This window comes from Paraglaciecola sp. L1A13, assembly GCF_009796745.1.
GTDB lineage: Bacteria > Pseudomonadota > Gammaproteobacteria > Enterobacterales > Alteromonadaceae > Paraglaciecola.
The window spans coordinates 4,421,292-4,435,088 of sequence record NZ_CP047024.1; the positions used below are offsets into that span (position 1 = coordinate 4,421,292).

General features: G+C 42.8%; 18 protein-coding genes. 5 read left to right on the top strand and 13 right to left on the bottom strand.

Features of this window, described 5'->3' with window-relative positions:
* Positions 1-54 precede the first annotated feature (54 nt).
* The 3 genes from GQR89_RS18700 to GQR89_RS18710 form a co-directional block, all read right to left on the bottom strand.
* Entirely contained in the window at positions 55-225 is a 171-nt protein-coding gene (locus GQR89_RS18700; protein WP_158771465.1) for a YqaE/Pmp3 family membrane protein, read from the bottom strand.
* A gap of 97 nt (positions 226-322) precedes the next feature.
* Positions 323-637, bottom strand: a complete 315-nt coding sequence (gene bolA / locus GQR89_RS18705) for a transcriptional regulator BolA (protein ID WP_158771467.1) — start codon at positions 635-637, stop codon at positions 323-325.
* Between the two features lie 44 nt (positions 638-681).
* Entirely contained in the window at positions 682-1,314 is a 633-nt protein-coding gene (locus GQR89_RS18710; protein ID WP_158771469.1) for an alpha-ketoglutarate-dependent dioxygenase AlkB, read from the bottom strand.
* Between the two features lie 25 nt (positions 1,315-1,339).
* Between GQR89_RS18710 and GQR89_RS18715 the strand changes: the two genes are divergently transcribed.
* The gene (locus tag GQR89_RS18715) at positions 1,340-2,515 is read left to right on the top strand and encodes a methyltransferase (RefSeq protein ID WP_158771471.1); all 1,176 of its coding nucleotides are present in this window, start codon (positions 1,340-1,342) and stop codon (positions 2,513-2,515) included.
* Positions 2,516-2,528: 13 nt separating this feature from the next.
* Positions 2,529-3,125 (top strand): peptidylprolyl isomerase, encoded by a 597-nt coding sequence (locus GQR89_RS18720; RefSeq protein WP_158771473.1) that lies wholly within the window; start codon positions 2,529-2,531, stop codon positions 3,123-3,125.
* A 5-nt stretch (positions 3,126-3,130) separates the two neighbouring features.
* On the opposite strand, the gene GQR89_RS18725 is transcribed toward GQR89_RS18720, so the two are convergent.
* From GQR89_RS18725 to efp, 5 genes are all read right to left on the bottom strand, one after another.
* Positions 3,131-3,610 carry a GNAT family N-acetyltransferase gene (locus tag GQR89_RS18725; RefSeq protein WP_158771475.1) on the bottom strand — a complete coding sequence of 160 codons (480 nt, stop codon included), beginning with the start codon at positions 3,608-3,610 and terminating at the stop codon, positions 3,131-3,133.
* Positions 3,611-3,653: 43 nt separating this feature from the next.
* The gene (locus GQR89_RS18730) at positions 3,654-4,100 is read right to left on the bottom strand and encodes a hypothetical protein (RefSeq protein ID WP_158771476.1); all 447 of its coding nucleotides are present in this window, start codon (positions 4,098-4,100) and stop codon (positions 3,654-3,656) included.
* Between the two features lie 93 nt (positions 4,101-4,193).
* Positions 4,194-5,330: a GGDEF domain-containing protein gene (locus tag GQR89_RS18735; RefSeq protein WP_158771478.1), complete on the bottom strand. Its 1,137-nt coding sequence runs from the start codon at positions 5,328-5,330 to the stop codon at positions 4,194-4,196.
* Positions 5,331-5,414: 84 nt separating this feature from the next.
* Entirely contained in the window at positions 5,415-6,401 is a 987-nt protein-coding gene (gene epmA / locus GQR89_RS18740; RefSeq protein WP_158771480.1) for an elongation factor P--(R)-beta-lysine ligase, read from the bottom strand.
* A gap of 62 nt (positions 6,402-6,463) precedes the next feature.
* Complete coding sequence (gene efp / locus GQR89_RS18745) at positions 6,464-7,033, bottom strand: elongation factor P (RefSeq protein WP_158771482.1); 570 nt, start codon at positions 7,031-7,033, stop codon at positions 6,464-6,466.
* Between the two features lie 37 nt (positions 7,034-7,070).
* Between efp and epmB the strand changes: the two genes are divergently transcribed.
* A complete protein-coding gene (gene epmB, locus GQR89_RS18750) occupies positions 7,071-8,096 on the top strand; it encodes an EF-P beta-lysylation protein EpmB (RefSeq protein ID WP_158771484.1) in 1,026 nt (341 codons plus the stop codon).
* On the opposite strand, the gene GQR89_RS18755 is transcribed toward epmB, so the two are convergent.
* Positions 8,097-8,285 (bottom strand): hypothetical protein, encoded by a 189-nt coding sequence (locus GQR89_RS18755; RefSeq protein ID WP_158771485.1) that lies wholly within the window; start codon positions 8,283-8,285, stop codon positions 8,097-8,099. It abuts the gene before it with no gap.
* A gap of 114 nt (positions 8,286-8,399) precedes the next feature.
* On the opposite strand from GQR89_RS18755, the gene GQR89_RS18760 reads away from it, so the two are divergent.
* Together GQR89_RS18760 and GQR89_RS18765 are read left to right on the top strand one after the other, a co-directional pair.
* The gene (locus GQR89_RS18760; RefSeq protein ID WP_158771487.1) at positions 8,400-8,711 is read left to right on the top strand and encodes a hypothetical protein; all 312 of its coding nucleotides are present in this window, start codon (positions 8,400-8,402) and stop codon (positions 8,709-8,711) included.
* A gap of 37 nt (positions 8,712-8,748) precedes the next feature.
* Positions 8,749-9,078, top strand: a complete 330-nt coding sequence (locus GQR89_RS18765) for a multidrug efflux SMR transporter (RefSeq protein ID WP_158771489.1) — start codon at positions 8,749-8,751, stop codon at positions 9,076-9,078.
* Between the two features lie 64 nt (positions 9,079-9,142).
* Here the strand turns inward: GQR89_RS18765 and GQR89_RS18770 are convergent, their stop codons facing one another.
* From GQR89_RS18770 to GQR89_RS18785, 4 genes are all read right to left on the bottom strand, one after another.
* Positions 9,143-10,432, bottom strand: coding sequence for a hypothetical protein (locus tag GQR89_RS18770; RefSeq protein ID WP_158771491.1), 1,290 nt, complete (start codon positions 10,430-10,432; stop codon positions 9,143-9,145).
* A gap of 42 nt (positions 10,433-10,474) precedes the next feature.
* Positions 10,475-12,364: a DNA topoisomerase IV subunit B gene (gene parE, locus GQR89_RS18775; protein ID WP_158771493.1), complete on the bottom strand. Its 1,890-nt coding sequence runs from the start codon at positions 12,362-12,364 to the stop codon at positions 10,475-10,477.
* A gap of 85 nt (positions 12,365-12,449) precedes the next feature.
* The gene (locus GQR89_RS18780) at positions 12,450-13,043 is read right to left on the bottom strand and encodes a YqiA/YcfP family alpha/beta fold hydrolase (protein WP_158771495.1); all 594 of its coding nucleotides are present in this window, start codon (positions 13,041-13,043) and stop codon (positions 12,450-12,452) included.
* Positions 13,044-13,053: 10 nt separating this feature from the next.
* Positions 13,054-13,794, bottom strand: a complete 741-nt coding sequence (locus GQR89_RS18785) for a metallophosphoesterase (protein ID WP_158771497.1) — start codon at positions 13,792-13,794, stop codon at positions 13,054-13,056.
* Positions 13,795-13,797: the final 3 nt, after the last annotated feature.

Below are 13,797 nucleotides of genomic sequence, written 5' to 3' on the forward strand. Positions count from 1 at the left end.
ATTGCCCAGAGCGATTAAACAACTCTGAACAGATGATTTGGTGATGAACGCTTACTATTTATTTTTTAAAACAAGCCATACTGCATGGATAACGCCGGGTATAAAACCAAATAAAGTTAGTAATATATTTAAGAAAAAATGTGCACTAAGGCCTACTTGTAACAAGGCTCCTAACGGCGGTAGGAAAATAGCTAATATTAAATTTAATGGATTTACTTTTTGCATAATAATGAACCTTATATTTTATTGTTTTTTTGGAATATTACGGAGTAACCATACATCAACATTGCGTTTTCGTCATATTTCCCCTTAATGTGGACACTTATAACTTCGCTCCTCCCATACAATTAGGTGAGTCTGGTGACTGTTCTTGTAGTGTAATCCACTCTTGCTCAGTGTAAGTATGGATAGCCAAAGCATGAATACTATTCGCTAATTCATATGCTAATACTTCATTCACTGCACGGTGACGGCCTATTAAACGCTTACCAGTAAATTCATCACTAACAATAACCACTTTAAAATGACTTTCAGAACCTTTTGGCACATTGTGCATAAAGCTCTCATTCACAACCTGTAAATGGGAAGGTGAAAAACCAGTCTGTAATTTATCTTCTATTGTCTGTTGTACTGTCATTTTCTTTCCTCATTCATTGTTCAAATATGGATAGCGTAAATCGATTATCGCCTTAGATTTGGCGTGACCAAACGAAAGGTTAAGTTAATCCGTGGGGCCAATGACTTTTTGGTTTTAGCTAAACTGTGTAGCCAAAATTGCTGGGTGCCCCCCGCCATAATTAACAAGCTACCATGCTCTAACGGTAAACGATGTTTCTCGCCACTTATACGATGCTTCAAATCAAAATTACGCACTTGCCCCAAACTTAAGGAGGCTATTACCGGATAACGCCCGAGTTCGGGTTCGTTGTCGCTATGCCAGGCCATACTGTCTTGGCCGTCACGATAGCAATTTGCCAGTACCGAATTAAAACGAACGTTACACACTGCTTCGCAGCGCTCACGTAACTCTTTAAGCTCGTCATTCCAGGAATTGGGCCGTAAATTTAGCCCTGAATACTGGTACAACGCATCATTATCACCGTACCAAGCTTGTAAGCGTGGGATTTTAACCTGTTTACCGTACAATTTGATATGATCTTGACGCCACGCTAATGAACCAAGCAGTCGAGTACAATAATGGTCCGCTTCTTCAGTGGATAGAAAATGGTTAAAATAGCGGATATTTCCATCAGGTAAAGGCAGTATTTCTGGTTCGGTCGATGCTTCCGAAGGAAATAAACTAGATTGTTGCAAGTAAACTCCAATATATAAGAAATAAATGAAAACAGAATTCACGCTTTTAGACCAAACCTATCAATTATTGCGCTATCCAGCGGAAAATCAACATATCAGTTGGCAAGCATGGGATGCCGCTGACGAATACTTAATTGAATACGCTGAATACAATATGGCAGATCGCCAAGATTTAAACATCTTCATATACAACGATGACTTTGGTGCACTTGGCGTTTGGTTTGCTAACCGTTCACCGTTGTGGATAAGCGATTCATATGTGGCACACAAGGCGCTTGAACTCAATCTTGAGCGCAATAATGTCCCCGAAAAACAAGTCACCGCGCACAACAGCCTTTATCAACCTGCCGTGAAAGCTGATTTAGTATTGATTAAACTCCCAAAGACCCTAGCGCTACTGGAACAGCAATTAATTGATTTACAAAGATGTGTCACCCCAGACACAAAAATTATCGCCACGGGCAAAGCGAATGCCATTCAAAAGTCTACTTTAGCGCTATTTGAGAAGCATTTAGGCCTGACCACCACTTCACTCGCGAAGAAAAAGGCCCGTTTGATTTTTTGCCAATATGACGGTATTAAAAACAGTAGCAGCCCTTACCCTACTCAGTGGAAAATCGACGGCAGCGAATTCATAATGAATAACCTTGCCAACGTATTTTCACGCCAACAGCTGGACATAGGTGCACGTGTATTGTTGGCTCACTTACCTGAGGCTAATAATAAAAAGGTGGTTGATTTAGGATGTGGAAATGGCGTTTTGGGCCTACATATTTTGCAGCAATCTCCACAAGCGCAGGTTGTTTTTGTTGACGAGTCTTTTATGGCTATTGCATCAGCAAAGCTAAACATCGCACAAAATATGCCTGACAAATTATCTCAATGTGAGTTTATCGTCAGTAACTGCTTAGATGAGTATCCTCAATCTGGTGACCATTCTGGTGGCCATAATGGTAAAGAGATTCAGCAGGTCGATATAGTTTTATGTAATCCGCCATTTCATCAACAAAATACCATTACGGATCATATTGCGCTGCAAATGTTCCGCGACAGTAAACGTATCCTCAAGCATGGCGGGGAATTGCGCGTCGTTGGCAATCGACATTTAGACTATCCGCAAACGATTAAACGACTATTCGGTCATTACAAGGTACTTGCAAGTGATCGTAAATTCAGTATTTTATCAGCTATCAAGAAGTAGTCAGGAGCTTATAATGTTACGTGCCCTATTTATCAGTATTTTTCTTATTAGTGCCCCAGTCTTTGCAAAACAAAAAGACGATGGCAGCCAAATTCAAACCGATAACTTTTACCCTAGGGTGAAAATAGAAACCTCAATGGGTGACGTTACCGTTGAGCTAGACCGCTCTCGTGCGCCAGTTGCAGTCAACAACTTTCTACGCTACGTAGATAAACGAAGCTATGAAGACACCATATTCCACCGAGTAGTGGCTGATTTTATTGTACAGGGCGGCGGATATGATGTGGATTTTGCGGAGAAACCGTCGTTCGCCGATATCATAAACGAATCAGGTAATGGCTTAAAAAACGAAATGTACACCATCGCCATGGCCCGCCAAAAAGACCCCCACTCTTCGAATCGTCAGTTCTTTTTTAATATGAACGACAACGTCAGTTTAGATCCTGGTCGTGACTGGGGATATACCGTATTCGGTTATGTGGTTGAAGGTAATGAGATACTTGATGCAATATCTCAAGTCGAAACAGACTATGACACTACGTGGGGATGGGCAGATGTTCCGATAAAACCTGTATTGATAAAGCGAGTAGTTGTTTTACCTCCGGTCTAGCCGGACTACAACGCTTTAAGATACAAGTTACTGGCTTCAGCCTGTCCACTTAGCGCAATTTGACGTTCGTAGGCGAAGCCAAGCTTTCTTAACAGTCCTATTGAGGCTTCGTTATTTGTCGCCGTAAGTGCAGCGACTTTTGTTAGCCTAAGTACACTTTGCGCATATTCTAATGTTGCTTGGGCAACTTCAAATGCTATTCCCTGCCGGCGAAACTGGTCACAATAAGCGAAACCTATATCAGGCCAATTTAACCCGTCTCGTTGCAATAACCCGCACAATCCCACCGGCATAAGGTCTTCCTGTCGCTCAACCAAATATAGTCCGAAACCGTATTTTTTAATCATGGCTAGAGGCCCTGAAAGAATATATGCTTTAGCATCGTCTAGGGTATGCACACCGCGATCGCCGATATATTTCAACCAACCAGGCTCATTTAATAACCCTAATATAAAACTTGCGTCAGCATCATTTAATAATCGCAAATTGAATCTACGCGATTGTATGCCAACAAATGGAGGGTGCACGCTAAATGCTCCCCGCAAACATTCCGAAATTGGCAAATATCACAATCACTATCAGCAGTATATAGTGCAATGCTACCGTTGGTCTTAGTGCTGACGTTACGTATTCTTTGAGCAATCCAAGCACACGGGGTCTGGTATTCAGCCACGTAGAATTGAATTGCATTGCAAGTTGATTGCTGTGTTGCGTCTCTTCTTGCTTGGATAATACTTGTTCGATCGATAACAAACGCACTTCGATACGTGCTTGAAAGGTTTTCCAAATCCCTTCTTGCAGCCAAAGAACGAAGATGAGTGCAACGACTAATAAGATAGACGCGCTGAGTAACAGCATTACCGCTACAAGGCTAATACATACCAGCTTAATAACACAGGCAAATTTCTCGTAGCTATCGTACTGATTTTGAAGAGTGATCCATTCTTGTTGAAGTGCACAAAGTGTTGGTTGCATAGCAATATCTTAAGAGGTTAATAACAGGCCTATGGTATGAACTTTGATGCACAGAATCAAATTCCAAACATAAAACGGCCCATCATTGCTTCACTATTTGATAGATTGGGAATTGAAGTCATAACCAAAAAACGCCACTTGGTTCTTACCGCGTTTTTTAGAGGTGTACATCATTTTATCAGCTTGCTGCATAAAGTTCCCCAAGGGCTGACCTGTATATTGAGCGTAGCCAATGCTAACAGTGACTTTGTGACTTGTTCGAGCAAATTTATTCTCATTAATTGAATCACAAATCCGCGTCGCAATTTCCTTAGACTGCTCCACATCTGCTTCCACCAATAAGATAACAAATTCGTCACCGCCAAGCCGACAAACGATATCATCTGAACGCAACTGTTGACTGATTAGCCGAGCTATCTCGATAAGCACTTCGTCTCCGATCAAATGACCGTCGCTATCGTTAATTTTTTTAAAATCATCTACATCAACTATCAGCAGCCCCAATGGATGCTGATAGCGTAAGCTGCGAGCTGTCTCTGATTCTAATTTATTGGCAAAATAACGCCTGTTATTTAACTTTGTTAGCGGGTCCTGAACGGCTAGTTCTTCTAACAAGCTATTTTTTTCGTGCAGTTCATGCAGTATTTCAAACTGATCGACCCTAGAGCGCTCAGCTAATCGAGCGATAAAAATAGCAATCAGCATAGAGGTAAAACAAGTCAAGATAGGTGACGAGGCATCCTCAATAGGCAGCTCATATAACAAACCGAGACTGACCGTCACCCAGCACAGAAATAATAAACAGAACAAAAATGCCAAGTGGCCTTGTACTAACATGGCAATGACCATCATACCCATGATAAAAGGTACCGGACCGTGCCCTTGAATGCTGGTATAAATAGATAGCACAGTCGCCATAAAAGCTAAGAATGTTGGGTACATCAATTCGAGTAACGTCACTCGCCACGACGTTCTAGATATTGCTCGAGCATAAGGCAACAGAAACAAATTGAGTAATGCATACAGCACATTAGAAACGTAAACCGTCAGATAAGGCATCATCTGCTCACTAAATGCGTCATTTCCTAGACGTAAGTGATGCAACAAATGCACACCAAAGCCAATTAAAGCCACAATTGAAAAGTACCAAACTAAGGTTAGATTATTTTCAACTGAGGTTTGTTGATAAGCTTTGGTTTGATGAGAAGGGGGACTGGGTACTATCTGCATACGAGTTCAATTCTACGTCTATACGGCTTCCTTCAAATAACTATAGTCGATATATGCAATTTACGAGTACGTTGAAACATAAATTTATGCATTTTGATAATTGAACGCAATGACTTGAGCTATTTTTGTTTTATTTAGCGCTAGCATTATTAATCTATCAATGCCCACAGCAACGCCTGCACAGTTAGGTAATCCCGATTCAAGGGCGGCTAAAAAAAATTCATCTGTGACGACTGGCGGTAAATCGAAGGCGCGACGCTGGGCGTTGTCCGCATCGAATCGTTGGCGTTGCTCACTAACATTGGCTAATTCGTGAAACCCATTGGCTAACTCAATTCCTTTGTAGTACAGCTCAAACCGCTCGGCAACCCGTTCGTCTTGCAAATTAATCCGCGCTAATGCAGCCTGACTAGCAGGAAAATCATAGATAAAACAGGGGCGTTGCTTGGCAATATTAGGCTCTATTTCATGACTAAACAGCAACTGTAAAATAGTGTCTTTATCTTGCTCGTCCCGGCAAATATGTTCATAGCCTAAGGCGCATCCTCGTGTTTGCAGCTCTTCTAATGACGCGCTTAGCGGGTCTAAGGATAAATGCTCCTTAAAAGCCTGCTGATAAGTCATTCGATCGCTAGGCTCACAACCGACAATTTGTTGCACCAATTCGTTTAGCTCGTTCATCAATTGCACATGATCGAAATCAGGTCGATACCATTCCAACATGGTAAATTCGGGATTGTGGTACTTACCTGCTTCCTCGTTACGAAAAGCCTTCGCAATTTGGTATATAGGGCCACTGCCAGCACAGAGTAAGCGTTTCATAGCATATTCCGGCGACGTTTGAAGATAAAGCGTCTTCTGTTGCGGCGACATTGGATCATTAAACTGCGTACAAAAAGCCCGCATGTGCAGGTCACTCACTGTGGCATTGCTCAAGCAGGGTGTCTCTACCTCCAATACATTTCGCAACGCAAAGAATTGTCGAATATTTGCAATGATTACGGCGCGCTGACGTAAAGATTGGATGTCGGCTGTTGGTCGCCAATTTACGTGTGAGCTGTTATTGATCATGACTTCCTTTACAGACATAAAAAAGCTCACATTTACGTGAGCTCTTAAACACTAGCGTTTACTTATTTCTGCGCGCGGGAAGCGTATTCACCGCTGCGCGTATCAACTTTAACCACTTCACCCGTTTGTACAAATAAAGGCACACGAACAACAGCGCCAGTCGTCAATGTTGCTGGTTTACCGCCAGTGCCTGCGGTATCACCTTTAAGGCCGGGATCGGTTTCTGTTATTTCCAATTCTACAAAGTTAGGAGGACTAACCACAATCGGTGTACCATTCCACAAAGTAATGGTGCAACTATCGTTTTCAACTAACCATTTAATGTTATCGCCAACCGCTTTTTCATCTGCTGCGATTTGCTCAAATGATTCATTATTCATAAAATGCCAAAATTCACCGTCGGTATACAAATATGACAGCTCAACATCCATGACATCTGCAGCTTCAAACGACTCACCTGATTTAAAGGTTTTTTCTAGGCTTTTACCTGAGATGAGCTTTTTTAACTTAACGCGGTTAAAGGCTTGGCCTTTGCCTGGTTTAACATATTCGTTCTCAAGAATGTTGCAAGGTTCGCCGTCGAGCATAATTTTGACGCCCGCTTTGAACTCATTAGTGCTGATAGTAGCCATGTTTCCTCGTAATCAATTAACTGTGTAGAGTATCTAGTTGACGCAAATAATACCTAAAAAACTCATTGCTGTAGAGAACAACTGGCAAAAAGTACTTTCAAGTGCTTTTTCAGATCCACTTGCTCTGCTAACTTACTTGGATTTAGATCCTAAGCTATTCGAGGACGATATCGCTGCACGGCGCTTATTTCCTATGCGCGTGCCTCTTCCGTTTGCTAGGCGAATGAAAAAAGGCGATGCAAACGACGCGCTTTTTCGTCAAGTATTTCCCAGTAAAAAAGAATTTTTAATTGACCCAAACTACCTACTTGATCCGCTAAAAGAACAGAATAACGACAAACCGGGTGTATTACATAAATACCAAAGCCGCGTTTTGTTGCTCGTTCGCGGTGGCTGTGCGATCAATTGTCGCTATTGTTTTCGTCGTCACTTTCCGTATTCAGATAACCATTTGAATAAACGAGAGTGGCAAGAAACCTTGGATTACATCAAGCAAGATACAAATATCAATGAGGTCATATATTCCGGCGGTGACCCACTAATGGCCAAAGATGACTTTTTGGCTTGGTTAACTCAAGAAATTGCCAATATTGACCATATAAAACGGATCCGTATTCACACTCGATTGCCAGTAGTGATCCCGTCGCGTATAACGCCTGAACTGATTCAGTGGTTCACAAAAACGCGGCTTAAACCTGTGATGGTGTTACATATCAACCATCCACAAGAAATTGATCAACCGTTGGCTAATGCCCTGAAAAAGCTGTCAGATGCTGGGGTTACGCTGCTTAATCAAGGCGTATTACTGAAAGGCATAAATGACAATATTGAGATTCAAGTGGCGTTGAGTGAACGGTTATTCGATGCGGGTGTATTACCTTACTACTTACACGTGATGGATAAAGTGCAAGGGGCACAACATTTTGACCAAGACGATGAAATAGCCAAAGGTATTATGGCGGGAATGATAAAGCGCTTACCGGGATTTCTGGTACCTAAGCTCGTTCGTGAGATAGGCGGCCAACCCGGTAAAACACCAATTGATTTAAATCTTCATCCCTAATTAGGCAAATGTGTTTACCACAGAACCTAAGCTAGGATTTGATGAAGAAGATGGTACGTCAGCTGCTGATTCGAGAAGCTGAAGCGTCGCTTGACCATCTTGTTGCTGCTGGGATTTAGCCATCTGCAACGATTTTATTTCAAGCGTCGCACCGGATGATCCAGAAGCAGCGCTTCCTTGAATGTCCATACCAGAACCCCTATTGCTTGTAGCAAAGTTGAAAAGCAGGCAAAATCGCCCGCTCTTCGGTGTATCGACCACTACGTATAAAACTTTAACCCTTCAACTGATTAAGTAATAAACATGCAAACTATTATTGAAAAACTAACTGAGAACGCGCAACTAATTTATCGTAAATCAATTGACGCAGACGCGATTATTGCCAAGCTTCAAAGCTCAGGAAAAGGCAAGTTCAATGCTATTTTCCCTAGCGATTCTGGTTTTACTGCCAGCGGTCGTTTTTTCAAGCCATACGTAGAAGAACTTGCTCAGGATATTGCCAACTTGAGTCAGCTCGAAACTGAACAGCAAAAACAGGCCCTACCAAAAGTCGTTAAAAAAATTGAATTGCTATTAACTACACTCAATCAGTTTCAGGTCAGCGTTAAAGTTTAATAAGCTCTTATCAACGCACAGTTTAAGGGATTATAGAATGGGGTATTGGTATCTTGGCGCAGCGATTATTGCTGAAGTTATTGCCACATTAGCGTTAAAGGCTTCTGATGGCTTTAACCATGCTTTCGCCAGTACGGTGTGCGTGGTGGGTTATGTAACTGCATTTTATTTTTTGTCGCTGGTGCTTAAAACCGTGCCCGTTGGTATCGCTTATGCGATTTGGGCAGGTATGGGGATTGTGTTAATCGCGACAGTCAGCGCTGTTATGACAAAAACCTTACCTGACATGGCCGCTATACTTGGCATACTGCTTATTCTGGCTGGCGTTATAGTGATAAATGTTTTTTCAAAGACTACGGGACATTAGCCTGACCCTATTTTGATGTCCTATCATTTCACTTTACATAGAATAATATTCTTTGCGCAATCTATTACCGATTAGTCTCCAATTGGCTTATAGGTAATAGCGCAATGCGTCGGTCAATTTCGATCAACAACATTTTATATTCAGGGCTATCAACTTGCTTAAAGCGTTGCGTGAAGCTCGCCTTATCAATATTTTCTGGTAGTGACTGCATATCTGGGAAAAACGGCTCTTCACTGCCCGACTGTGCTAAGAGACGTTGCATTGCAAATGCAGTATTCGTATCTGTCGCTATCTGAGCAAACTTCACGCCTGCATGATCAGCTGCTAAATCTACAAAGCTATAGCCACTGCCTCCTTCCCCGCGATCCATTAGCTCCTTAAATTCACCTATAGCAGCAGTGAGACCTTGTTCAGACAACACTTTAATGGCCGCTGAAAAAATAAAGTGCTGACTTAAATCAGCCCGGTTCATTAACGTCGGCATTTTGCGCGGTGCAGCGATGTGTTTCGGGTGCGGCTGCACATCTCCCACAAAACTGGAAAATCTATGGTGCCCAGCGTAGGTTGCTAACGCCATAATGGCTGCTTCGTTTTCTTCATCTGCATTATCAAATGTCGACCGACTTAGCGCCTCGGCGAATAACGGTTGAATATAACGCGCCAGAGAGTGAGATACTTGTTCTTTCCCCACATCTAAATCCGCTAAGAAACGCAAGTAGTGTGCAGTAGCAATACTTAAATCAGTATCTGCTCCAATCTCGCGTTTCAGATCTTTCAAATTACGTAGAAACGTATCCAATGGACGCATTGCAATAATCATATTGCCTTGGAACATACGAATACTATCAATTTGCTCTACAAACTGGCTGGCGATACTACTATTTGTCCACCAATCAGCTAGCCAGACTAGCGTGCGTAATGTTTCTCTACCTGGTAACACTATGCTACCCAAGCGCACTTCCGACAATTGCAGCCCCTGACCAGGATGGATCAAGGCGCTGAAATTCACATAACGACCAACAGGGTTATTCGGTAACTGATAACTAGCAGAGATACTGCTTGCCAGTGGCGTGATATTCACCTGCCCCTGAAACTGCTCTTTCGCACGTTGCAGGAAGCCAACTAAGCTATTTAGCTGATTTTCACTCAAAGGAATTTGCTGGTCTAACGTGCGGTCTTTTACACTTAGCTTTATCTGCTCGATAAGCTCTTTAACAGATTCAGCGTCGTTGACTTGTGTTGCGCTCGTCGCTACCACCAAAGGCTGCTCTTCAACGCTGGCAATAAACAACCCCATAATCAAGCCGATTATAAGCAGCAAAATAAGCAATAAAACTTTCAGAAATCGCGGCAAAACAAACCCTTGTAGATATAAAAATGAATAGTTAAAAGCGAACTAAACGTCCGCCATATTGCCTTTGCTTTCTAACCAAGACTTACGATCACCAGCCCGTTTTTTGGCCAATAACATATCCATGGTTTCCATCATATCGTCTGGATCTTCTATGGTCAGTTGCACCAGGCGGCGCGTGTTCGGATCCATAGTCGTTTCACGCAGTTGTAACGGATTCATTTCACCCAAGCCTTTAAAGCGTTGTACATTCACTTTACCGCGTTTTTTCTCAGCGGCAATACGATCTAAAATGCCCTGCTTTTCGCCTTCATCTAAGGCGTAAAAGACTTCTTTACCAATATCAATTCGAAACAGTGGGGGCATGGCAACGTAGGCGTGGCCATTGTCGACTAAAGCCCTAAAATGTCTAACAAACAATGCGCATAATAAGGTCGCAATATGTAGTCCATCGGAATCAGCATCGGCCAAAATACAGACTTTGTTGTAGCGTAATCCGCTTAAATCGTCAGAATCAGGATCAATCCCCAAAGCCACCGATATATCGTGGATCTCTTGTGATGCCAGTACCTGAGATGAATCTACTTCCCAACTGTTTAAGATTTTTCCACGCAATGGCATAATGGCTTGAAACTCACGGTCCCGCGCTTGCTTCGCTGAACCACCAGCTGAGTCTCCTTCTACTAAGAATAGTTCAGAGCGCCCAGTATCTTGCGTCGAACAATCCGTTAATTTCCCTGGTAACGCTGGGCCTTGGGTAACTTTTTTACGGGCCACTTTCTTGCTTTGGCGCAATCGTGTTTGTGCATTGCTTATACACATCTCAGCGAGTTGCTCTGCGACATCCGTATGCTGATTTAGCCACAAGCTGAAGGCATCTTTAACGATACCTGACACAAATGCTGCTGCTTGACGGGACGACAAGCGCTCTTTTATTTGGCCTGCGAATTGGGGATCTTGCATTTTGGTCGACAAAACGTAACTGCAGCGATCCCAGATATCCTCTGGCGTTAGCTTAATCCCACGAGGTAACAAATTTCGAAACTCGCAAAACTCACGCATCGCTTCAAGCAGACCTTGGCGCAAACCATTTACGTGCGTACCACCTTGAGCAGTAGGAATGAGGTTGACGTAACTCTCGGTGATCATTTCACCGCCCTCTGGCAACCAAATAACCGCCCAATCAACCGCCTCAGTATTACCGCTTACAGCGCCGACAAAAGGTGTTTCAACTGGCAGCGTTATACTTTCACCAACTGATTGATATAAATAATCTTTTAAACCATCTTCAAAATACCATTCATGGGTTTCTTTGCTGACTTTATCGTCAAAACGAATACGTAATCCAGGACATAACACCGCTTTTGCACGCAGCACATGTAATAACTTGGTGACAGAGAATTTTGCCGAATCAAAATATTGCGCATTGGGCCAAAAATGCACACGGGTACCCGTATTGCGCTTACCGCAGGTATCAATTACTTTAAGCTCTTCAACCTTATCGCCATTTTCAAAGGCTATTTGATAGACGTTTCCGTCTCGGCGAATACTGACTTCCACTCGATTAGACAGCGCGTTGACAACAGAAATTCCCACCCCATGCAAACCACCAGAAAACTGATAATTTTTATTGGAGAACTTTCCACCCGCGTGCAGCTTGGTCATGATCAATTCAACACCAGAGATCCCCTCTTCAGGGTGGATATCCACTGGCATGCCTCGCCCATCATCTGTTACCTCTAATGATTGGTCGGCATGCAAAACCACTTTTATCGAACTGGCAAACCCACCGAGTGCCTCATCCACACTGTTGTCGATGACTTCCTGACTCAAGTGATTAGGTCGCGTGGTATCTGTATACATACCAGGACGACGTTTGACCGGGTCAAGGCCATTTAATACTTCAATTGCATCTGCGTTATATTGATTAGACATAGTTCTTATTATAGTTGTGGGCTGTTTACGAAAATTATCTGACGATATGCTTGAGCCGTTAGGTTCATGTTATACCAATCTTCATTTACTCGTGCAGTAGAAACTGAAAAATATCTGCTAAGAAACGCTCATATCCTTGAAAGCTATGATCACCACCTTGTTCGATGGTTAATTTCGCCCCCACATATTTCTGCTGTGCTTGACGATAGTCTAAGGTTTCATCAGCCGTTTGCAATAATACCCAATAGTTTTGTGGATTTGCCAATATCGGAGTATCAAACGACGTTAAGTCGCGAGTATGGGATTCATCCAGAAAAAAACGATGCTGAGTATAGGGGTTGATATGCTCACCCATGTAGTCTGCCAATAAATTATATGGTTGCACCGCGGGATTAATAAGTACTGCTTTGCCACCATAACGCTCAAGTAAGTAACTGGAAAAATAGCCACCCATTGAGCTGCCAATAAAGCCGAAATCGGCATGTGGATGACGGGCAACCAGCTCATCTAGCATCTTAGCCGCAGGTTTAGGATGGTTATCTAATTGAGGGATATAAAATATTAGCTCTGGGTAATGCTCGGTCACAAACGCTTTGGTTTGCTGTGCCTTGACTGATTGAGGGGAGCTTAAAAAACCATGTAAATAGATAACCACTTTTTCGCGTATTTTCTGCGTCATGAATCTTCCGTTAAATTCTGATGAGATTACTGTCGAGATGCCCATTATCAGCAAGGCTGATTAACCGATAACCCGGCGCCTCATCAGTGGCAGCGAAGCTATCACTATTGGCCCATTGCCAACAAGTAGAAGGGGCTGACATATATAAACTGTGACCTTTTTGTAACTTACTTGCATGATGAATGTGCCCATAAATAACGGCTTTAATCTGCTTATGTTCACGTACTCGCGCTAAAAATTCGTCGCCATTGTCCCATGCATGGTTGTCCATCCAGCCACCGCATGCATAGGGATGATGATGCACCACGAGCAAGTGATGACTGTGGGGGTTAGCTGTTACTTGCTGACTGATATAATCGAGTTGCATCATTGAAAGCGCCCCCCCAGATCCTTTGGATTTAGTATTCAGTCCATGCACTTGCCAAAACTGCCCAACGCTGCGTGATACAGGCCAACCCGCGGATGCATTGAGCACGTTATCTAAATAGGCAAGATGATCGTGGTTACCCGGGATCACAAGTAACGGCACGGATATCTGGCTGTCTCGCCACAGCTGGGAAAAATGCTTATAACTGCTTTGACTTTCATCTGCACTGATATCACCACTGGCCACCACAAGATCCGGACAATTCAGTGCAATATCACTCAAGATACTCTGTAAGCTTAAATAAGGATTAATTTCTTGATAGCCGATTTGCTGTTTATCTGCAAACAGATGGCAATCAGAAATTTGGGCAATCTTAAAACTCACACA

Coding starts and splice junctions, on each gene's coding strand:
- GQR89_RS18700 (WP_158771465.1), bottom strand. CDS start 225: ATGCAAAAAGTAAATCCATTAAATTTAATATTAGCTATTTTCCTACCG.
- bolA (WP_158771467.1), bottom strand. CDS start 637: ATGACAGTACAACAGACAATAGAAGATAAATTACAGACTGGTTTTTCA.
- GQR89_RS18715 (WP_158771471.1), top strand. CDS start 1,340: ATGAAAACAGAATTCACGCTTTTAGACCAAACCTATCAATTATTGCGC.
- GQR89_RS18720 (WP_158771473.1), top strand. CDS start 2,529: ATGTTACGTGCCCTATTTATCAGTATTTTTCTTATTAGTGCCCCAGTC.
- GQR89_RS18730 (WP_158771476.1), bottom strand. CDS start 4,100: ATGCAACCAACACTTTGTGCACTTCAACAAGAATGGATCACTCTTCAA.
- GQR89_RS18735 (WP_158771478.1), bottom strand. CDS start 5,330: ATGCAGATAGTACCCAGTCCCCCTTCTCATCAAACCAAAGCTTATCAA.
- epmA (WP_158771480.1), bottom strand. CDS start 6,401: ATGATCAATAACAGCTCACACGTAAATTGGCGACCAACAGCCGACATC.
- efp (WP_158771482.1), bottom strand. CDS start 7,033: ATGGCTACTATCAGCACTAATGAGTTCAAAGCGGGCGTCAAAATTATG.
- GQR89_RS18755 (WP_158771485.1), bottom strand. CDS start 8,285: ATGGACATTCAAGGAAGCGCTGCTTCTGGATCATCCGGTGCGACGCTT.
- GQR89_RS18760 (WP_158771487.1), top strand. CDS start 8,400: ATGCAAACTATTATTGAAAAACTAACTGAGAACGCGCAACTAATTTAT.
- GQR89_RS18765 (WP_158771489.1), top strand. CDS start 8,749: ATGGGGTATTGGTATCTTGGCGCAGCGATTATTGCTGAAGTTATTGCC.
- parE (WP_158771493.1), bottom strand. CDS start 12,364: ATGTCTAATCAATATAACGCAGATGCAATTGAAGTATTAAATGGCCTT.
- GQR89_RS18780 (WP_158771495.1), bottom strand. CDS start 13,043: ATGACGCAGAAAATACGCGAAAAAGTGGTTATCTATTTACATGGTTTT.